Raw genomic sequence first — 18,227 nt, 5'->3', positions numbered from 1 at the left:
AGGGAAAAATAGCCTTTTTTAAAATTTTATTTGGTTTCATTATTTTTTACAAAATCTTGTCATTACACGTATCTGTAATTTAATGATTTCGCAATCGTTTGTATGGAAGAAAAAAATTTTTACTTTTTTTTAAAAATTCAAAAATCTACTCCTTTAAGGACGAAAAAACCCGGAAAGATGAAATCTAACCGGGTCAATTTATGAGATTAATTGGGTCAATTACTGCCGCTGAGCCATGGCTTTTTCCACCATTTCCTGAGCAAAACTTCCTTTGAGTTCGACCACCATAAGATCCCCCTCACCTCCTCCTACCAAAACAACCAAGTCAGAAATGGTTTTTGCACCTTTAGAATAAACCCGGATTTCGCCCTCATCTGCCATTTCCATCAGTAATTCATAGCGCTCTTTTTCTAAACCTTTTTTGAGAGCCTTATATTCAGCACCGCTTCTATCGGCATTTTCAGGAAGCTTGAAGAAGTTGAGCTTCTCTATGGATTTGGCCACAGTGGCCATATCGTCTTCATCGATATCAATCTTGAAGCCTTCGGCAAAGTTGAGGAAATTACCTCCCAACTCCATATTAAAGAAGTCTTCGTGTCCTTTGTATTTTTCCTTGAGCTGTGCGATTGATTTACTTTGAGCGGAGAGTTGAACTGCAAGGCCTACAAAGGCCAAAGTGAATAGTAGCTTTTTCATGTGTTTATAATTTGATTTTTAATGGCCACATGGAATCTTCGCAAGCATTATAATCATACCACTGTGTGTCGCTTTGGGTCATGCTCGAATTCATGTGTCTATAATTGTTTTTTAATGGTCACAACTTGTCCCGAGTATCGGGGTGGAATCTCGCATGGATGATAGTCATACCAGTGTGTGACGGCTACGTCATGCTCGATTTCATCTGTTGGTTTAGTTTAATACGTTATTTAATTCAATTTTGAGGTTTTGGTGATTTGTGCCGGCATCCTGTGAGTAGGTAAAGTGAAGTAATTCTGCCTGATTTCGGTTTCCGACCATCAGATAGACTTCCTTAGGCTGATTTTTCTCAGCCTTGGAATACATCAAGCAAAAGTCTTCGGATCCAATTTTGGAGAAATCTTCCTTAAAATCTGAAGGAATCCCTGCATTAAATCCCTCGATCAATTCTTTAGCATTCAACTTTGATAAATCGTACACGCTGCTTTCCAATTTTTTAAATTGGCTGAAATTAAATGCCAATTCAGAATCCTCAGATAGAAAAGGAAAGGTGTATTTCAATTTCAAGGCTTCATCCTTGACCGGTATTCCTTCCAAATCCATAGGCCAAAGTTGACTGGGCTCTTGGGCTTGGTTAGCCAGTTTTTGATTGATGGAGGTGTAGGGATCATTTTGAGCAGAGGCTGTAAACGCCAAAGCCAAAAAGCCCAATGCCAAAAAGAAAGTATTTCTCATTTGTTTATTCATTTTAATCACTAATAATTGTATGTCCTCTTTTTACCCTGTAAAACCCATCCCGCCAAAAGCAGGGTGAAGATTTTATTGACAAGCCTATCTTCCGTCTTCGGTCTCCCGTCTCCCCTTTCCGGCCTTCAGTCTTCGGTCTCCGATCTTCCGTCTCCCATCTTTCGTCTTACTTTATCCCTTTCGGACCCTTTCCATATTTATCCATCCCCGGGAGGGAGGTCTTTTCCGCCAATAAATTCAGATCCTCATAGGTAAAGCTTCCAAGAAGAGAGATTAGCGAAAATTCCTTCCCGCTGCCCGAAACCATCATCAATTCCTGAATCAGACCATTTCGCTCCCGAATCATAAATTTCAAGCTACTCCCCTTGTCTTGCACATCCATCAGTTCTTCGTATTGGTTTTTGGTCAGGGTACCCATCGCTTCCTTGTACAATGTCATCCCGTCGACTTCCTCGGAGGACAGAATGCGAATTCCCTTGATTTTAGAAATCAGGCTTCCCATATCCTCGGTATCTTGATCATCTCCCGCATTATTTTTCAGAAAGCCTCCGGCCATCTGCATCATTTTGGGTGAAATGTACACACGACTAAAGCGATCGTCTTCCATGTATTTGGAAAAAAAACGCTGTATTGCATCTTCTTGGGCAAAACCCTGGAAGAATACTCCCAAGAGGAGTGTCAGTAGTATAATTATCTTTTTCATATTTCTATTGGTCTAAATCAAATAGCTCCTGAGGTGTATTCAGGTAGCGCAACTCTTTTAGGGGATCCAATTGATCCCTGCCTCTTTCCAAATTTCCCTGCACGATGGACAAGGCCTGCATTACCTCGCGAAAGGCGGCTTCCTCTCGCTGTTGCACTACATAGCCTCGATACATCCAAAGACTGCCAACCATTACAACCAAAGCTGCCGCCCAACCCAGCCATTGAAAGTTTAGCGTGATGGACTTTCTGCTTTTTGGGTAGGTTAGCTGATCCGGTTCAGCACTAAGTCCTGCCTCAAGTAGGCCAAAAAGCATCTTGTCCTCCTCATAGCCCTCTGATTCACGAAGTAAAGCCCTAAGCTCCTGCTCTTCGGCAAGACTCGTCTCAGCAGCATAATATTTATTGCGTAAGAACTCGATTCTGGTAGTCATGATTCTTCTTTTTTCTTTATCAATTCTTTTCGAATAGATTGCCTTGCCCGGTGTAAACTGACTTTGACCTGCTCCAAACTTATCTCGAGGTACTCGGCAATTTCCTCATACGTCAAGCCTTCCATTTCGCGCAATTGGAAGATCTCCTGTTGTTTTTTAGGCAAATCACGAAGCAGTAGGTAAACGATTTCTAAACGATCCTCCTGCTTCTCTTCCCTGTCCTCAGCGATTGGAAGGTTTTCCAAATCATCCAAAGCACTAAGCTTGGAAGACTGTCGAAAGTGCATTAAAGCCTCATTTTTCAATGATTTCACCAGCCAACCCTTAAGATTGGGGTGCTTTTGAAGCTCCTCCTGTTTTTGAAAAGAACGCTCAAAGACATTTTGAAGCAAATCTTCGGCAAGACTTCTGTCTCTTACCCACAGATAAATGAGCCGATACAGTCGACTTCGCATGGGCCAAATATGTGCTTCAAAAAATGACTTCATTCAGGTAGGTGATGCATGGGATTCCAAAAAGTTACAGCTTTATCGAGTTTTTTTTGATTTATCTCACAAAAGTGGGCATTCCAAGCTATTTCCAACAGTTTACCTTACAATCTGTTAATTTCACTGAACCTGATTTTAGATTTGTTTTAAATTAGCCTTAAAATAGTATGCATGCAGACTATTTTATATTTTGCGAACAAGAACAGAATAGAAGATGAACAGAAGGTCCGAAAATAATGACATAAAAAAAGCCCTGAATTGCTTCAGGGCTGGTGGTGATGAGTGGACTCGAACCACCGACTCACGGATTTTCAGTCCGATGCTCTACCAACTGAGCTACATCACCGTTTTGTAAAGTGATGCAAAGGTAGGTATTTGGTATTTCGATACAAATCATTTGAAGAAAAAATTATTTACATAAACCCAAACAAAACGCTAATATCATCAATATGAGCTTTTTACCTCAACTCGCATTTTTGATCATTTTAGGCGCTGCAGGCTATATTCTGAGCAAAAGGATCCAATTTCTGAAAAGAAACATTCTCCTCGGAAAAGCCGAAACCCGAAATGACCAAACAGACACCCGCTGGAAAACCATGTTTCTCGTGGCTTTTGGACAGCAGAAAATGTTTAAACGCTTTATCCCCGCCTTTCTCCACCTGCTGATCTATGTCGGTTTTGTGGTGATCAATTTGGAAGTATTGGAATTTATTCTCGACGGAATATTAGGCACTCATCGGCTATTTGCTCCGATTTTAGGCGGAGTATATACTGTAGCCATGAATATTTTCGAATTTCTGGCAGTGGCAGTATTACTTGCCTGTGTGGCCTTCCTGATGAGAAGAAATGTCACCAAAGTAGAGCGATTCCAAAAGCCTGAAATGAAAGGCTGGCCCGCTTTGGATGGGAACTTGATTTTGGTGATTGAGATCGTTTTGATGTTCGCTATTCTGACCATGAATGCTACGGATCAGATTTTGGCTAATAGAGGAGATGAGCATTACATCGCGTTAGGCACCTTGTTTTTCAGCAGTCTGATTCAGCCCCTATTCGAAGGATTTTCCAACGGAACGCTGGTTTTCATTGAGCGATTTGCTTGGTGGTTTCACATCGCAGGGATATTGGCCTTTGCTATTTACGTGACCTATTCCAAGCATTTGCATATTTTCTTGGCTTTTCCCAATACTTGGTATTCCAACCTGAAGCCTAAAGGCGAAATGATCAACATGCCCGAGGTGACTAATGAAGTCAATATGATGCTGGGAATTCCTTCGGATAATGCCTCCGAACCTCCTGCTGAGATTGGCCGGTTTGGTGCTAAAGACATCAATGACCTCACTTGGGTCAATGTATTGAATGCCTACTCCTGCACCGAATGCGGAAGATGCACGGCTGAATGCCCCGCCAATCTGACCGGTAAAAAATTATCCCCAAGAAAAATCATGATGGATGTCCGCGACCGTGCGGAGGAAGTAGGAAAAAGCTTGGATAGTGGTGGTCCGGGACTGGAAGACGGCAAATCACTTTTGGGCGATTACATCACACAGGAGGAAATCAATGCATGCACTTCCTGCAATGCCTGTGTAGAAGCCTGCCCCGTCAATATTGATCCCCTATCTATTATTTTGCAGTTGAGACGCTATACTGCCATGGAGGAGTCCGGATCCCCTGCACAGTGGAATGCCATGTTCCAAAACATGGAAACCAGCTTCTCTCCTTGGAAATTCAGTCCTCAAGATCGCTTCAATTGGGCCGATTCCGTCAAGGAAGAAGAAATGAACAAGTAGAAAGTCCGATGCTGGAAGTCCGATGTCCGATGCTTGCCCAATATGAAAATTGAGCCTCCACTTTAAAGCATAAGGTCAAAAGCTTCTCAGCCACTCGTAAATCCAAAATCTTAAATCGTAAATCAGAATTATGTCAACCTATAAAGTACCCACCATGGCCGAAATGGCTGCAAATGGGCAGGAGCCCGAAGTCCTTTTTTGGGTAGGCTGTGCCGGTTCATTTGACGACCGATACAAAGCCGTGACCCAGGCTTTTGTAAAAATATTGAACAAAGTAGGAGTTTCATTTGCCGTTTTGGGCCCGGAGGAGGCCTGTACGGGAGATCCTGCCCGACGTGCTGGAAATGAATTTCTGTTTCAAATGCAGGCCGTTGCCAATATCCAAGTACTCAATGGATACAACATCAAAAAGGTAGTAACGGCTTGTCCGCATTGCTTTAATACCATCAAAAATGAATATCCTGCCCTCGGAGGCGAATACGAAGTCATACATCATTCCCAGTTTCTCCAGCAATTGATCAATGAGGGTAAAGTTGCTTTGAAAGGCGGGGGAGAGTTCAAAGGGAAGAAAATCACCTTTCACGATTCCTGCTTTCTAGGCCGCGCCAATAATGTCTATGAAGCTCCTCGGGAAGTCATCAAGGCTTTGGACGTGGAGTTGGTCGAAATGAAGCGCTGCCGCACCAAAGGACTCTGCTGTGGGGCAGGAGGCGGACAAATGTTTAAAGAACCTGAAAACGGAAAAAAAGACATCAATATCGAGCGGACTGAAGAAGCCTTAGCGACTGGAGCAAGTACCATTGCCGTAGGATGTCCATTCTGCTTGACCATGATGACCGATGGGGTCAAAAACAAAGAGCAGGAAGAAAAGGTCAAGGTCTATGACCTCGCCGAAATGATCGCGAAAGATATGGGGATTTGAACATCCTAAGTTGAATCAATTTGACCCTTTTTGCCGTTAGGTAGAAAGGGTTTTTCAATTAGAACAAACAAAATGTACATCAATTTCGAAAATATGCCCGAGAGCAGTCGCGTTTGGGTCTATCAGGCCGAACGGGAGTTTACTTCTTCCGAAATAGATTGGATCGATCAGCAGCTAAAATTATTTTGTGAGCGCTGGAATGTCCACGGCAATCCACTACCTACTTCCTACACAATTATAGATCAGCAAGTGCTTGTTTTGGCAGTGGATGAAAGCGGTCCTGGCGCAAGCGGATGCTCCATCGATAGCTCAGTAAGAACACTCAAGGATTTGGAAGCCCGACTTCAAGTCAACCTTACTGATAGCGGCAAGGTGAGTTTTAAATCGGCGGCAGGAAAGATTCAGGTGACTCAAGCGCTAGGCATCAAATCCAAAATTCAATCCGGTGAAATTCAGCCCGATACCTTAGTGATCAATCCTCAGATTCAGGCTAAATCCGATCTTCAGCAGGTTTGGGTTTCAGCAGAGAAAAGTTGGTTAAATAAATATTTTCCAAATTAATTAGTAATATTCAGCGTAGATCCTCAATATCCATGACCATGAAACATTACTTTTTGGGTTTCCTTTCCATTATCATTCTCCTAGGAAGCTGTAAAAGCCTTCAGGAAAAAGGAACCGAGCAGTACCTTTCCGGGGAATATCAGTATGCGATTAACACCTTCAGTCAGATTCTGGAAGAGGATCCGGAAAATTTAGAGGCCAATCAAATCGTGGCAGAGAGCTATCGTCTCTCCAATCGCATAGAAAAGTCGACTCCTTATTATGAAAAGTTGGCGGAAGAGGATCCTACTTTTGAAAATTACTTCTTTCTAGGTCAAAGCTTGAAAGCCCAACAGGAAGATGAAAAGGCAAAAGAAGCCTTTGAAAAAGCAAAAGAAAACACCCAAGACGAAAGCCTTTTGGCTAGAGTTGATCAAGAACTATCGGGGATAGCCTTTGCCAAAGGAATCGAAAATTACTGGCCTTACCATGAATTGGTCAACTATCGAGAACTGAATACTTCCGGTCCGGATTATGCCCCCATTGTCAGCGAGCAGTTTTTATATTTTACCAGTGCCAGACAGGCCTCTGGTATTTATCCGGCCACGGGAGCTCCTTATACGAAGCTTTTCCGTACGCGAGCCGAAGACCTCCGAGTGGATGTGAGTGGGATTCAACCCCTACCCGAATTTCAAAATGAGGAGGGCTTAAATCAAGCTGCAGCAGCCATCAGTCCGGATGGAAATACGATTATTTATGCACGGGGTAATTCCACCTCTCCCAAAGATCTGCCAGAAACCGCCTTGTTTGTCTCTTATTTTAGAGGTGCTGGATTTACTCAGCCCATTTGGATGCCGGTGAATGAAGATGAATTTTGGTGGAACTCCACCCCATCTTTCAGTCCGGATGGAGAGGTGCTGTATTTTGCTTCCAATCGTCCGGGAGGTTTTGGGGGAATAGACCTGTACAAAGCCACCAAACTGGCCAATGGAGATTTTGGAAATGCAGTAAACCTCGGACCCAATATCAATACGGCCGGAAATGAGCTATTTCCAAGAATGGCTCCCGATGGCAAATTCTTCTTTGCTTCAGACGGGCATCCCGGATTCGGAAAGCTCGATCTATTCGTAGCCGAAACCAATGAAGAGGGAAAACAAATTATCACCAACCTCGGGGAAAATATCAACAGCTCGGCGGATGATTTTTCGATTTTCTTCACGAATTATCCAAAAGAAGGCTTTCTCTCTTCCAACCGAGAAGGCGGAGTTGGGGACGATGATATTTATTATTTTGAGGACAAAACCCCTACTCCAAAAATCGTCAATGTACTTCTCAACGTGACGACCAAGGAACGGGTGGCCGGAGAGGAAGATCAAATCCTACAGCAAGCGAGGGTGGTGCTTTATGACGGCAATAACAAACAAATCGGCGGAGACTTCTCCAACTCCAACGGGCGCGTTCGCTTTACCATGGAGCCGGAGGCCGATTACACCATCATCACCTCCAAAGGTGGATATTTCTCCAAGTCAATCACTTATACTACAAGAGGGAAAACACCTGATCCCTCCACACTTATCCAAGACGTCACCAATGTAAGTCTAGACACTACGGTCGTCTTAGACCAGTTGATTTTGGATAAGTCCATCATTTTGGAAAACATTTATTACGATCTGGATAAAGCAGAAATCCGAGCGGATGCCGCTGTGGAGTTGGATAAATTGGTACAGATTCTAAAAGATAACCCCGCCATCAGAATTGAGCTGAGTTCGCATACCGATTCGCGATCTTCGGATGCTTATAACTTAGACTTATCTCAGCGTAGAGCGCAATCTGCGGTGGATTATATCGTCTCCCAAGGAATTGATCCTGATCGATTGGTGGCCAAAGGTTACGGAGAATCTCAACTGATCATCGAAAACGCACAGACCGAAGAAGAGCATCAAGTCAACCGACGAACAGAATTTAAGGTGATTGAGATTCAGGAATGATTTGAGTTAGAAGTAGGAAGTTTTGTGATATATGGTAGAAATACAGTAGAAATACGATAGAAATAAAGCTCGCAAGCGAGCTGAAATAAGCTCCTGCAAAGAGTTAAAGTAGTAAAGACAGTGTATTCAGGTTTAGAGCAGGAGCTTTTCAATAGATATGATAGACATACAATAGAAAAACAGCTCGCAAGCGAGCTGAAATAAATTGAAATAAACTTTCCTGAGTCTAGAAAAGCTTATTTTTTATGCTGTATTTCGGCACAGCTGTATCTCGCGACCGCAGGGAGCCTATTTCAGCCGAGGAACGAGGCTGTATTTCGCCAAATGCGTATCTTGGGAAGCGAAGCCAACCTTATTTCATCGAACGAAGTGAGAGGTATTTCGCCATTGGCATATTCATTCAAGAATACTTCCTCCTAATTTCAGCTTTTTGCTTTTGCCGCTCCCAAAGGGCTTTGGCCAGATCCATGGAAATCTGGTCGGGTTCAGATTCATGTAGGATTTTTCTCAATTTTTCCTCCCCGAGGTCTATCCGATAGCAAAGCTGCAGGAGTTTTTCAAAATCCCTGTTGAGCAATTGCTCGATCGCTCTGGCAAGAATCGCCAAAAGTTCCTGTTCGGACCATTTAGATTGAAAATCAGGAAGCGCCCAATCTACCTGTATCAATTCGTAAGCCGATTGCTCTATTTCTGATTGCCAATTTTCCATACTAGCAAAAAAAAGCCCGACTGAGCGGGCTATGGATTATGATTTTGATTCTTGATCTTCTTTTTCAGAATCCTCTTCACTTGAAGGTTCTAAGACCTCAGGCGCCTGAACGCGAATGATTTTATACCATGAGATCAATTTTTTAATATCAGAGGTATAAACTCTAGCCTCGTCCACTTCAGGGAGGATGTGCTTCATGAATGCCCTCAGTTCTGCATCATCCGGATTGGCATCAAGGCCGAGATCGCCTTGAAATTCCGCTTCGATTTTTTGCATCACAGACTCTAGGGGTTCAGCGCCTTCTTCGGTCAAGGTATAAATGGAAATATCCGATAAGATAGAAACCCTTTGAGACATTCCTGCCACCAACTTGGCCTTCTTTTCATCCATACTTTCCAAAATCACCCCAGTACGTGAAGGTTTTAATACTTTATACAATCCGGGCTTGCCGGCTACGGTAGCAATATCTTTAAAATTCATCGGTTATAGTTTTCAGCTTGCAAATATAGAAATGACATCAAGAGTTTAAACCACTTTCGTATTCTTTGACCAATTCCTCGATAAAGGTCAATAATTCTTCCTTCCCCAATCCGGACTCTGCACTCGTCACAAAGTAATCCGGGGCTTCCTCAAAAAGCTCCTCTGTCTTTTCGAGAAATTTATGGACATTCAAACTCGTCTTGCTTTTAGACTGTTTGTCAGCTTTAGTAAAAACCAAGGCCGCCGGAACACCTTGGGTCCCGCACCAAAGTAAAAAATCCAAATCAATTTTTTGTGGCTCCAGCCGACTGTCAATCAGGACAAATACTCCACATAAATTTTCCCGCTTCATCAGATAAGTATGGATCATATTTTCCCAACCTTCTTTGACTTTGACATTGACTTTGGCAAATCCATACCCCGGCAAATCCACCATGTACCAGCGATCGTTGATTAGGAAATGATTGATCAATTGGGTTTTGCCCGGCTTTTGAGAAGTTTTTGCCAAGCCTTTTTTATCAGTCAGGGCATTGATCAAAGAGCTTTTGCCCACATTAGATCGACCGATGAAAGCCACTTCTGCCCTGTCAGGCTTGGGGCAATTACTCGGATCAGCATTGGAGACGACAAATTCTGCTTTCTTAATCATAGGTTTTGATTTCTCTGCAAAAATAGGGGAATAATATTTAGCAGGAGAATGCTCAGCAATCTCAACATTTTTCGATTCCTCGGGTTTCTTCTGTAATATTGCGTGCAATTAGACCGATTTGTGATGTCCGTAGTTCCTTACAAAGATAAAGAAGACCCCAAAAAAGCCCAGGTGGCTGAAATGTTCAATAATATTTCCCCGAAATATGATCTTTTGAATCATGTCTTGAGTTTGGGGATTGATATCATTTGGAGAAAAAAAGCCATCAAAATGCTCAAAAAAGATCAGCCGAAGTTGATCTTGGATATTGCTACGGGCACGGGAGATTTTGCGATCGAGGCTTTGGCACTGAATCCGGATAAGATCATCGGGGTAGATATCTCAGAGGGGATGCTTTCCGAAGGTCGTAAGAAAATGAAGAAGCGAGGATACGAGGACAAAATCGAAATGCACCTTGGTGATTCAGAAGGTTTGCTTTTTGAAGATAATAAGTTTGATGCTGTCATCGTTTCATTTGGAGTTAGGAACTTCGAAAATCTCGAAAAGGGACTCGCAGATATGTATCGGGTGTTGAAGCCTGGAGGAAAAACAGTCATTTTGGAATTCAGCAAGCCAAAAGCCTTTCCGATGAAGCAAGCATATGCCTTTTATTCCAATGCAGTGCTTCCTCAAATAGGAAAGATTGTATCCAAGGACAATTCTGCTTATACTTATCTCCCAGAATCAGTACAGGCCTTTCCGGATGGACAAGATTTTCTAGCTGTACTTAAAAAAGTCGGATTTCACAGCACCGTATGCAAACCACTCACTTTTGGAATAAGCTCAATCTACGTCGGGGAAAAATAATCCTCGCGCTTGGTCTTGTTTTCTTCCTTTTTTGTGCCAATTCCTTGTCCTATGGACAGGGGATGTTTGGACTGACGAGTTCCGCCGGTTCGGATGAAAAACTGATTTCTTATGGATTTTTCCTCGCTGGACACAACAGCAGCTTCCGAATCAAATACTCGGATGCTTTTGTCACTCCCGCGGATAATGTATCTCCGAATGTCAGAGGCATATTCCCAAGATATTCTCCAGGTTTTTCGCTAGGGTTTATCGGAATGCTGCGTTTTCATGATCAAGTACAGATGCTCTTCACTCCCAAGGTGGGCTTTTACGAGTTTAAAACTGAAATCCATTACTTTCCGCCTAATTTCCAGCCTACACCAGGCAGTCCCAATACCAATGAGGATGTCATCGTCAATAGTGATATCGTCACACTTAATTCGGAATCTACCATGGTAGAGCTTCCCTTGCTTTTCAAATATCGCTCTCAGCGATTCAACAACACAAGGATGTATTTCCTGGGAGGCGCCAGTTATCAGTTTCGGACCAAAACTCAAGAAGAAGCCAATTTGGAAGATCTTGTCACGACCGGGCAAGATTACACGATAGAGCTAGGGATGGGATTCGAAATTTATTTCAAATATTTTAAGTTTGCTCCAGAGATCCGCTTTTCTCATGGCTTGAATAATATTTATCAAGCAGAAAATACACAGGCAGACATCCGGGATGCGATTTCATCCATCAAGCGGAAAAACATCACTATCTATTTGAATTTTCAATAAGGCTAAACATTCGCTTGACTTTAGTTTTTTGGGGAATAATCCTACATTTAGCTATGGAACAAAAAATCGCCCTCATCACCGGAGCTACCTCAGGAATAGGAAAAGCATGTGCGCTGATTTTGGCCAAAAACGGCTACGACATCATCGCTACGGGTAGAAGAACTGACCGACTGGAAGCCTTAAAAAATGAAATGCCTGAAGGAAGGAAATTACTTCCCTTGACCTTTGATGTCAGAGATAAGGAGGCCGTTTTCAAGCTTTTGGGAAACCTTCCCGAACCTTGGAAAAACATCGATATTCTCGTCAATAATGCCGGAAATGCCCACGGACTAGACCCTATTCAGACAGGAGACACAGCGGATTGGGATGCTATGATAGACATCAATGTCAAAGGACTACTTTATGTTTCCAAAGCCATCATTCCCACTATGTGCGAAAGGAAATCGGGAACCATCATCAACATCGGTTCAATCGCCGGAAAAGAAGTTTATCCCAACGGAAATGTTTACTGCGGCTCGAAGCACGCCGTAGATGCGATTACCCAGGGAATGCGAATTGATCTCAATCCATTTGGAGTCAAAGTCATCGGCATTCATCCCGGTTTGGTAGAAACCGAATTTTCTTTGGTACGTTTCAAGGGAGATGAAGAGCGGGCGGAGAAAATCTATCAGGGCTACGAACCCCTCTTAGCCCAAGATATCGCCGAAATCGTAGAATTCTGTGTCAATCGTCCTCCTCACGTGGTTTTGGCTGATATTGTCGTGCTACCTACTGCCCAGGCTTCCGCTACTTTAGTCAACAAAAACAAGTAAGCTTTTGAAATACATTGGTTTCATTCTTTCATTACTGGTAATTTCCTGTTCCGCTCCTAAAAGTGAGCAGGAGAAATTCACCGAAAATCAGGTCAGAAATGCCCGACCAATTGCAGAATTAAACCCGGCACCACTTCCGGAACTTGAGCAAAAACTCATCGACCAAGGATTGGAGAATGTTGAGGAGCAAATTCCCGGAATTCGCGTGGAATTAAAATATTCGACTACGGACAATTTCTTCGGAGAAGATGTGTATGGGGAGCTGAACCGAGCTTATTTACAGCCTGAGGCGATAGTACGACTCCAAAAAGCCCAAGAAATGCTACAAGCAGAATTTCCACACTTGACGCTTCATGTGTACGATGGAGTAAGGCCGAGGTCCGTTCAGCAGATTCTCTGGGACAATTTGGATAAACCCGACAGTATCAAACCACTTTATGTGGCTGACCCAAAAGTGGGGAGCCTCCACAATTTCGGGGTAGCAGTGGATTTGACCATTTTTGATACCAAAGCTGATTCGGTGTTGGACATGGGGACAGGCTATGACTTCTTCGGCTATGCCGCCTATCCCGACAGGGAAGATCAAATGCTAGAAGAAGGGGTCATCACCCAATCGCAAATCGCAAATCGGGAGATACTCCGAACAGTGATGAATCAAGCCGGATTTACGGGAATCGGCTCGGAATGGTGGCATTTCAATGCCTATAGCAGAAAAGAAGCCGGTGAAAAATTTAATATTGTAGAATAATGCTCAGGTCAATTTTCAAATCACTCAACAGAAGAAGGTATTTATGCCTTAGATTACTCTTTTTGGCAAACACCGCGGCGATTCTAGGCGCTTATTTTAAAATCAATGGAAATCCCAATGCTGATATCCTATTGACATTTAGCATTATTTTAATGGGAACAGGGCTGGCGGGTATTCTTTCCAAATGGGCTGAGGGTTGGCCGGATAAGTAATCAAAAAATTATCTGATTATTCGCTATTCTACCAGTAGAAGAATATTCTCTTTATTTTGGGTTTGGAGACCGTAGACGGAAGACCGAAGAATTCCAAGAATAGGTATTTACTAATTCATTTGAACTTCGAAATTGGCTACTGGCAAAGTTCCGGATATCCAAAAAAATATGGAAATACGGAATTCTGCCGGTACCCAAGTTTTCATAATATCCACCTCGACTTGGTTCGACTTCGCTCACCTACTGTCTCTCGGTGTCCGTTTGTTTCGTTTTTCAGGAAGGGGATATGCAAAGTAAAAATCTGATGAATTAGGCAACCTAATTTGTATTTCGATAGTATTAAGATGAGGTTCCATTCTCTTTTAAACTAGCCTACTTTGAAAAAGATTATCCCTTTATTCTTTCTTATTTCCCTTTATTTTTCCTGCTCCAGCACCAAAATTTACCCCAGAATCAAATGTCAGACCTGCGTCAGCAAATCAGACGGCATACTGCTTATGCCGCTACAGTGGGAACCCAGCTTTCAGCAATTGAGTACCAGCCAAATCAATCAATTAGAACGTATGATTTTGGAAATTTTTAGAGAAGAGGGTTTTACCCAAGTGGACTTGTATGACCGCATGGAATTTGAGCTACTCAATGCCGGCATCAAAGACGTCAATGACCCCGTACAGCGTGCCAATATCAATTTGGAATTGGGAATCCCCTATTTATTGGGATTGAGCTTGGGAGAAAGTGGCTGGTCAGGAAACTGGAGGGCCATCGATCCCAACTATCCTGAGGCGGGTACTTATTGGGAGGAAGATACTCAAGTCAGCAGCATGCTTCGAGTGGGGCTTTTTGAAACTGCCACGGGAGATATTGTCTCAGACTATGCCGTCGAAACGACGATAAATGGACTTCCTATCCCAATCGGTGACGGGGAAACGCTCTCTATGAATTTTGGAAGTGTCGCCAAAGCCGTAACAGTGGCCACCCGAAAAGGGATTAAAAACCTTGTCAAGGATTGTAGCTGCTGAGCGCTCTTCTACCTGGGGTAATTTTAATGGGGATTGCCTACCTTTGTACAGGTCGAAAAATCCTGCGCTGTGTATAAAAAACTACTGAAACCTCTACTCTTTCAACTTCCACCAGAAGCTGCTCATCATTTTACTTTTGACATGACCAAGCTTTCGTTTAACCTCCCCTTGGTCAAATCCTTGGTGAAGGGGAACTTTGACTACGAGCATCCTAGCTTGGAGCGGGAAGTTTTTGGGTTAAAATTCAAAAATCCTATCGGTCTTGCTGCCGGATTTGATAAAGATGCCAAGCTGATCGATGAAATGGCCATGCTAGGTTTTGGATTTATCGAAATCGGAACCTTGACCCCAAAACCTCAAGCTGGCAATCCCCTTCCCCGACTCTTCAGACTACCTACAGATCAAGCCCTAATCAATCGAATGGGATTTAATAATGGAGGTGTTTTGGCAGCGGTGGAGCGACTGAAAAAGCGAAAATCAGATGTAATCATTGGCGGGAACATCGGAAAAAACAAAGTAACTCCTAATGAAAATGCAGTGGACGACTACCTCTACTGTCTTGAAGCCCTACACGATTATGTAGATTATTTTGTAGTCAATGTCAGCTCTCCCAATACCCCCAATCTTCGGGACTTACAGGAAAAAGAGCCTTTGAAGGCGCTGCTTTCTGCAGTAAAGAGTGCTAACGATCAAAAGGAAAAGCCAAAGCCTATCTTACTCAAAATAGCGCCTGATCTCACTGATGGACAGCTGGATGACATCATTGAAATCGTGGGCGAAACTCAAATCGCTGGGGTAATCGCCACCAACACAACCATAGCCCGATCACAACTCATGACTGATAAAGGAGAAGTAGAATCCATCGGTGCAGGAGGTGTCAGTGGCAAAGTACTCAAAAGCCGAAGCACCGAAGTCATCCGCTACTTACATGAAAAATCAAAAGGGGCCTTCCCTATCATCGGTGTGGGGGGAATATTTTCCGCAGATGATGTCATCGAGAAACTGGAAGCCGGCGCTAGTCTAGTTCAGGTTTACTCAGGCATGATTTATGAGGGACCTGCCTTGATAAAACGAATCAAAAAGGGGATAACCCCTTATTTTTCGAAGTAATTTGACCATCTTAACCCTTAAATCCGGTATCTAACCCAAGGACGCTATCGATATTCATGGCCACTAATTCACCCAGGACCAACACTTTTCGTAAAAAAGGAGAAAAAGCCAAAAAGCCCAGTACCAAAGGCAGCGGTTTCAAATTTTCTATGGGTTCTTTCAAGAGCTCCAAATTTGTACTCGCCCTCGGAATCACCCTGATGTCGGCAGGGATATTTCTCTTTATTGCCTTTATTAGCTACCTGCTTAATGGTCCTGCTGATCAAAGCGTGGTGATGAATTCTGACACTGAAGAAGTCCGAGCAGCTGCCCGTGAATCCCAAAACTGGCTGGGTTATTTGGGTGCACAGGCAGGTCATTGGATGATTTACCGGTGGTTTGGTCTCGCCGCTTTTCTCTTCCCTCCTTTCCTATTTCTGATTGGTTTTCGCTGGACTTTCCGGTTTTCGCTGATATCATTGACCCGCTATGCTTCCTTTGCCTTATTCTTCACCTTTTGGTTGGGATTATTGACCGGATACATTGTGATTTTGGTTCAAGGCTATTCCTTTTGGAGCTTCCTTTCGGGAGGATTCGGCTATGAACTGGCCAAGCTTTCGGCAGATTTTCTGGGATGGGGTACCTTCATTTTAATCGGTGGAACGCTACTGATTTTTGTGATTTTCTTCTTCGATATTGATAAACTGGACTGGTTTAGCAGTAAGTCAACTGATACTGATTTTGAAGAGGATCAAGAGGATGAACTGTCCACTTCTGAAGACTTAAGTATTAAGCCTGCGGCCAAAAATGAGGATCCTTTTGGAGTCGAAGAGGAAGAGTTTGAGGATGACGGATCAGACTGGATCATTAAAGGAGCTGAGGAAGAAAAACCAAAAAATTCTAAAAAGCAGCCTGAAGAGGAAGAGGACCTATTCTCGATCAATCAAGTTAACCTGCTAGACGAATCGGAAGATAAACCCGAACCCAAAAAAGTAGAGGAAAAGCAATTTTCAGTGACTAAAGCAGTCAATGAAGAAAAAACAGCTGAAGAAGTTGAAAATCTAGACCCTTACGATCCCACACTTGACCTTCCAAGGTATCAATATCCTACCCTCGATCTACTCAATGAGTACGATCTACAAAAAGTCACAGTTACCCGACAGGAGCTCGAGGAAAACAAAAACAAAATCGTCGAGACGCTGGAAAACTTCAAAATCGGCATTCAGGAAATCAAAGCGACAATTGGTCCTACCGTGACGCTGTATGAGATCGTCCCCGAACCGGGAGTAAAGATCTCAAAGATCAAGAACCTGGAAGATGATATTGCCCTTAGCTTGGCTGCATTGGGTATTCGAATCATTGCCCCAATACCGGGTAAGGGTACTATAGGAATCGAGGTTCCTAATAAAAACCGAGAACTTGTTCCTGCACGAGCAGTTTTAGGTACGGAGAAGTTTATGCGCTCGGACAAGGATCTGCCGATTGCTCTAGGAAAAACTATTTCCAATGAGGTCTTTGTTGTAGATCTTGCTAAGATGCCTCACCTCTTAATGGCGGGTGCTACAGGTCAGGGTAAATCCGTGGGATTGAATATGATTTTGGCATCGCTGATCTATAAGAAGCATCCTTCTCAATTGAAGTTTGTACTGGTTGATCCCAAAAAGGTTGAATTAACGCTTTTCAATAAAATCGAAAGACATTTTCTGGCAAAACTTCCAGGCTCTGAGGAAGCCATCATCACGGATACCAAGAAGGTAATTTATACCTTAAACTCCCTTTGTATCGAAATGGACAATCGATACAACCTGCTCAAAGATGCCGGTGCCAGAAATCTCAAAGAGTACAATGCAAAATTTGTAGCCCGAAAACTCAATCCCGAAAACGGGCATCGCTTCATGCCCTACATCGTCTTGGTGATTGACGAATTAGCAGATTTGATGATGACTGCAGGCAAAGAGATCGAAGGTCCGATTGCCAGACTTGCGCAGTTGGCACGGGCGATTGGAATTCACCTAGTCGTTGCAACTCAACGACCTTCTGTGAATGTGATTACCGGTATCATCAAGGCCAACTTCCCTGCCCGACTTTCTTTCCGAGTGACTTCCAAAATTGACTCTAGGACGATCTTGGATGCGGGCGGTGCCGATCAACTTATCGGAATGGGAGACATGCTACTTTCTCAGGGTTCTGAAATGATCCGTCTCCAATGTGCCTTCTTGGACACTCCTGAGGTAGATGCCATCTGCGATTGGATCGGTGAGCAAAAGGGCTATTCAGACGCTTATCTCCTGCCTGAGTTTGAAGGTGAGGATGGAGACAACTCCATCGGTGAAGTTGATCTTTCTGATCGAGACCCTCTATTTGACGATGCTGCACGGCTGATCGTCCTTCATCAGCAAGGCAGCACCTCCCTGATACAGCGCAAACTCAAACTTGGCTATAACCGAGCCGGAAGGATTATTGATCAGTTGGAAGCAGCAGGAGTGGTTGGTTCCTTCGAGGGTTCCAAAGCACGTGAAGTATTGATACAAGATGAGGCTAGTTTGGAACAGTTATTGAATAGTTTGTAGTAGTCGAGTTGCATATCAATCGACTACC

At 43.4% G+C, this 18,227-nt stretch carries 20 protein-coding genes and 1 tRNA gene; 12 read left to right on the top strand and 9 right to left on the bottom strand.

Translation table 11 applies throughout. The annotated features are described in order from the left end of the window. Positions 1 to 219 precede the first annotated feature (219 nt). From BLQ57_RS18150 to BLQ57_RS18125, 6 genes are all read right to left on the bottom strand, one after another. Positions 220 to 696 carry a DUF4252 domain-containing protein gene (locus BLQ57_RS18150; RefSeq protein ID WP_087941012.1) on the bottom strand — a complete coding sequence of 159 codons (477 nt, stop codon included), beginning with the start codon at positions 694 to 696 and terminating at the stop codon, positions 220 to 222. Positions 697 to 909: 213 nt separating this feature from the next. Further along, a complete protein-coding gene (locus BLQ57_RS18145; RefSeq protein ID WP_139162805.1) occupies positions 910 to 1,431 on the bottom strand; it encodes a hypothetical protein in 522 nt (173 codons plus the stop codon). A 178-nt stretch (positions 1,432 to 1,609) separates the two neighbouring features. Beyond that, positions 1,610 to 2,146 carry a DUF4252 domain-containing protein gene (locus tag BLQ57_RS18140; RefSeq protein ID WP_087941014.1) on the bottom strand — a complete coding sequence of 179 codons (537 nt, stop codon included), beginning with the start codon at positions 2,144 to 2,146 and terminating at the stop codon, positions 1,610 to 1,612. Between the two features lie 4 nt (positions 2,147 to 2,150). Continuing rightward, complete coding sequence (locus BLQ57_RS18135; RefSeq protein WP_087941015.1) at positions 2,151 to 2,579, bottom strand: hypothetical protein; 429 nt, start codon at positions 2,577 to 2,579, stop codon at positions 2,151 to 2,153. Next, positions 2,576 to 3,067, bottom strand: a complete 492-nt coding sequence (locus BLQ57_RS18130; RefSeq protein ID WP_087941016.1) for an RNA polymerase sigma factor — start codon at positions 3,065 to 3,067, stop codon at positions 2,576 to 2,578. Before BLQ57_RS18130 ends, BLQ57_RS18135 begins: the two co-directional genes overlap by 4 nt. Before the next feature lie 270 nt (positions 3,068 to 3,337). Further along, positions 3,338 to 3,413 (bottom strand) — tRNA-Phe (locus BLQ57_RS18125). 103 nt (positions 3,414 to 3,516) lie between these two features. Between BLQ57_RS18125 and BLQ57_RS18120 the strand changes: the two genes are divergently transcribed. From BLQ57_RS18120 to BLQ57_RS18105, 4 genes are all read left to right on the top strand, one after another. Continuing rightward, on the top strand, positions 3,517 to 4,854 hold the full coding sequence (locus tag BLQ57_RS18120) for a 4Fe-4S dicluster domain-containing protein (protein WP_087941017.1): 1,338 nt from the start codon (positions 3,517 to 3,519) through the stop codon (positions 4,852 to 4,854). Positions 4,855 to 4,984: 130 nt separating this feature from the next. Continuing rightward, positions 4,985 to 5,776 (top strand): (Fe-S)-binding protein, encoded by a 792-nt coding sequence (locus BLQ57_RS18115; RefSeq protein WP_087941018.1) that lies wholly within the window; start codon positions 4,985 to 4,987, stop codon positions 5,774 to 5,776. 72 nt (positions 5,777 to 5,848) lie between these two features. Next, entirely contained in the window at positions 5,849 to 6,337 is a 489-nt protein-coding gene (locus BLQ57_RS18110; RefSeq protein WP_087941019.1) for a hypothetical protein, read from the top strand. 38 nt (positions 6,338 to 6,375) lie between these two features. Further along, the gene (locus BLQ57_RS18105; RefSeq protein ID WP_087941037.1) at positions 6,376 to 8,304 is read left to right on the top strand and encodes a CHU_0125 family OmpA-like outer membrane integrity protein; all 1,929 of its coding nucleotides are present in this window, start codon (positions 6,376 to 6,378) and stop codon (positions 8,302 to 8,304) included. A gap of 400 nt (positions 8,305 to 8,704) precedes the next feature. On the opposite strand, the gene BLQ57_RS18100 is transcribed toward BLQ57_RS18105, so the two are convergent. Genes BLQ57_RS18100 through yihA form a run of 3 tightly spaced genes read right to left on the bottom strand, consistent with a single transcriptional unit; the run spans position 8,705 to position 10,142 of the window. Next, complete coding sequence (locus tag BLQ57_RS18100; protein ID WP_087941020.1) at positions 8,705 to 9,013, bottom strand: hypothetical protein; 309 nt, start codon at positions 9,011 to 9,013, stop codon at positions 8,705 to 8,707. Between the two features lie 36 nt (positions 9,014 to 9,049). After that, entirely contained in the window at positions 9,050 to 9,493 is a 444-nt protein-coding gene (locus tag BLQ57_RS18095; RefSeq protein ID WP_087941021.1) for a DUF5606 family protein, read from the bottom strand. Between the two features lie 37 nt (positions 9,494 to 9,530). Further along, complete coding sequence (gene yihA / locus BLQ57_RS18090) at positions 9,531 to 10,142, bottom strand: ribosome biogenesis GTP-binding protein YihA/YsxC (protein WP_087941038.1); 612 nt, start codon at positions 10,140 to 10,142, stop codon at positions 9,531 to 9,533. Between the two features lie 123 nt (positions 10,143 to 10,265). On the opposite strand from yihA, the gene ubiE reads away from it, so the two are divergent. From ubiE to BLQ57_RS18050, 8 genes are all read left to right on the top strand, one after another. Then, the gene (ubiE, locus tag BLQ57_RS18085; RefSeq protein WP_087941039.1) at positions 10,266 to 10,988 is read left to right on the top strand and encodes a bifunctional demethylmenaquinone methyltransferase/2-methoxy-6-polyprenyl-1,4-benzoquinol methylase UbiE; all 723 of its coding nucleotides are present in this window, start codon (positions 10,266 to 10,268) and stop codon (positions 10,986 to 10,988) included. Then, positions 10,937 to 11,749, top strand: coding sequence for a type IX secretion/gliding motility protein PorT/SprT (gene porT / locus BLQ57_RS18080; protein ID WP_087941022.1), 813 nt, complete (start codon positions 10,937 to 10,939; stop codon positions 11,747 to 11,749). Before ubiE ends, porT begins: the two co-directional genes overlap by 52 nt. A 53-nt stretch (positions 11,750 to 11,802) precedes the next feature. Beyond that, positions 11,803 to 12,561 carry an SDR family NAD(P)-dependent oxidoreductase gene (locus tag BLQ57_RS18075; protein WP_087941023.1) on the top strand — a complete coding sequence of 253 codons (759 nt, stop codon included), beginning with the start codon at positions 11,803 to 11,805 and terminating at the stop codon, positions 12,559 to 12,561. Positions 12,562 to 12,565: 4 nt separating this feature from the next. Beyond that, positions 12,566 to 13,309, top strand: a complete 744-nt coding sequence (locus BLQ57_RS18070; RefSeq protein WP_240507866.1) for a M15 family metallopeptidase — start codon at positions 12,566 to 12,568, stop codon at positions 13,307 to 13,309. Next, positions 13,309 to 13,521, top strand: coding sequence for a hypothetical protein (locus BLQ57_RS18065; RefSeq protein WP_087941024.1), 213 nt, complete (start codon positions 13,309 to 13,311; stop codon positions 13,519 to 13,521). Before BLQ57_RS18070 ends, BLQ57_RS18065 begins: the two co-directional genes overlap by 1 nt. Positions 13,522 to 13,898: 377 nt before the next feature. Next, positions 13,899 to 14,540, top strand: coding sequence for a hypothetical protein (locus BLQ57_RS18060; protein WP_087941025.1), 642 nt, complete (start codon positions 13,899 to 13,901; stop codon positions 14,538 to 14,540). A 69-nt stretch (positions 14,541 to 14,609) separates the two neighbouring features. Then, complete coding sequence (locus BLQ57_RS18055) at positions 14,610 to 15,650, top strand: quinone-dependent dihydroorotate dehydrogenase (RefSeq protein WP_087941041.1); 1,041 nt, start codon at positions 14,610 to 14,612, stop codon at positions 15,648 to 15,650. Between the two features lie 56 nt (positions 15,651 to 15,706). Beyond that, complete coding sequence (locus BLQ57_RS18050) at positions 15,707 to 18,199, top strand: DNA translocase FtsK (protein WP_087941026.1); 2,493 nt, start codon at positions 15,707 to 15,709, stop codon at positions 18,197 to 18,199. Positions 18,200 to 18,227 lie beyond the last annotated feature (28 nt).

Origin of the sequence: Algoriphagus faecimaris (genome assembly GCF_900101705.1) — a bacterium.
Lineage (GTDB): Bacteria > Bacteroidota > Bacteroidia > Cytophagales > Cyclobacteriaceae > Algoriphagus > Algoriphagus faecimaris.
The sequence above is the reverse complement of the archived record's forward strand: the minus strand, read 5'-3'. Positions and strand labels throughout refer to the sequence as shown.

What these genes read in the sequence shown, in the direction of transcription:
- BLQ57_RS18150 (WP_087941012.1), bottom strand. Translation starts at nt 696, where the DNA reads ATGAAAAAGCTACTATTCACTTTGGCCTTTGTAGGCCTTGCAGTTCAA.
- BLQ57_RS18145 (WP_139162805.1), bottom strand. Translation starts at nt 1,431, where the DNA reads ATGAGAAATACTTTCTTTTTGGCATTGGGCTTTTTGGCTTTGGCGTTT.
- BLQ57_RS18140 (WP_087941014.1), bottom strand. Translation starts at nt 2,146, where the DNA reads ATGAAAAAGATAATTATACTACTGACACTCCTCTTGGGAGTATTCTTC.
- BLQ57_RS18135 (WP_087941015.1), bottom strand. Translation starts at nt 2,579, where the DNA reads ATGACTACCAGAATCGAGTTCTTACGCAATAAATATTATGCTGCTGAG.
- BLQ57_RS18130 (WP_087941016.1), bottom strand. Translation starts at nt 3,067, where the DNA reads ATGAAGTCATTTTTTGAAGCACATATTTGGCCCATGCGAAGTCGACTG.
- BLQ57_RS18120 (WP_087941017.1), top strand. Translation starts at nt 3,517, where the DNA reads ATGAGCTTTTTACCTCAACTCGCATTTTTGATCATTTTAGGCGCTGCA.
- BLQ57_RS18115 (WP_087941018.1), top strand. Translation starts at nt 4,985, where the DNA reads ATGTCAACCTATAAAGTACCCACCATGGCCGAAATGGCTGCAAATGGG.
- BLQ57_RS18110 (WP_087941019.1), top strand. Translation starts at nt 5,849, where the DNA reads ATGTACATCAATTTCGAAAATATGCCCGAGAGCAGTCGCGTTTGGGTC.
- BLQ57_RS18105 (WP_087941037.1), top strand. Translation starts at nt 6,376, where the DNA reads ATGAAACATTACTTTTTGGGTTTCCTTTCCATTATCATTCTCCTAGGA.
- BLQ57_RS18100 (WP_087941020.1), bottom strand. Translation starts at nt 9,013, where the DNA reads ATGGAAAATTGGCAATCAGAAATAGAGCAATCGGCTTACGAATTGATA.
- BLQ57_RS18095 (WP_087941021.1), bottom strand. Translation starts at nt 9,493, where the DNA reads ATGAATTTTAAAGATATTGCTACCGTAGCCGGCAAGCCCGGATTGTAT.
- yihA (WP_087941038.1), bottom strand. Translation starts at nt 10,142, where the DNA reads ATGATTAAGAAAGCAGAATTTGTCGTCTCCAATGCTGATCCGAGTAAT.
- ubiE (WP_087941039.1), top strand. Translation starts at nt 10,266, where the DNA reads ATGTCCGTAGTTCCTTACAAAGATAAAGAAGACCCCAAAAAAGCCCAG.
- porT (WP_087941022.1), top strand. Translation starts at nt 10,937, where the DNA reads ATGCAAACCACTCACTTTTGGAATAAGCTCAATCTACGTCGGGGAAAA.
- BLQ57_RS18075 (WP_087941023.1), top strand. Translation starts at nt 11,803, where the DNA reads ATGGAACAAAAAATCGCCCTCATCACCGGAGCTACCTCAGGAATAGGA.
- BLQ57_RS18065 (WP_087941024.1), top strand. Translation starts at nt 13,309, where the DNA reads ATGCTCAGGTCAATTTTCAAATCACTCAACAGAAGAAGGTATTTATGC.
- BLQ57_RS18050 (WP_087941026.1), top strand. Translation starts at nt 15,707, where the DNA reads ATGGCCACTAATTCACCCAGGACCAACACTTTTCGTAAAAAAGGAGAA.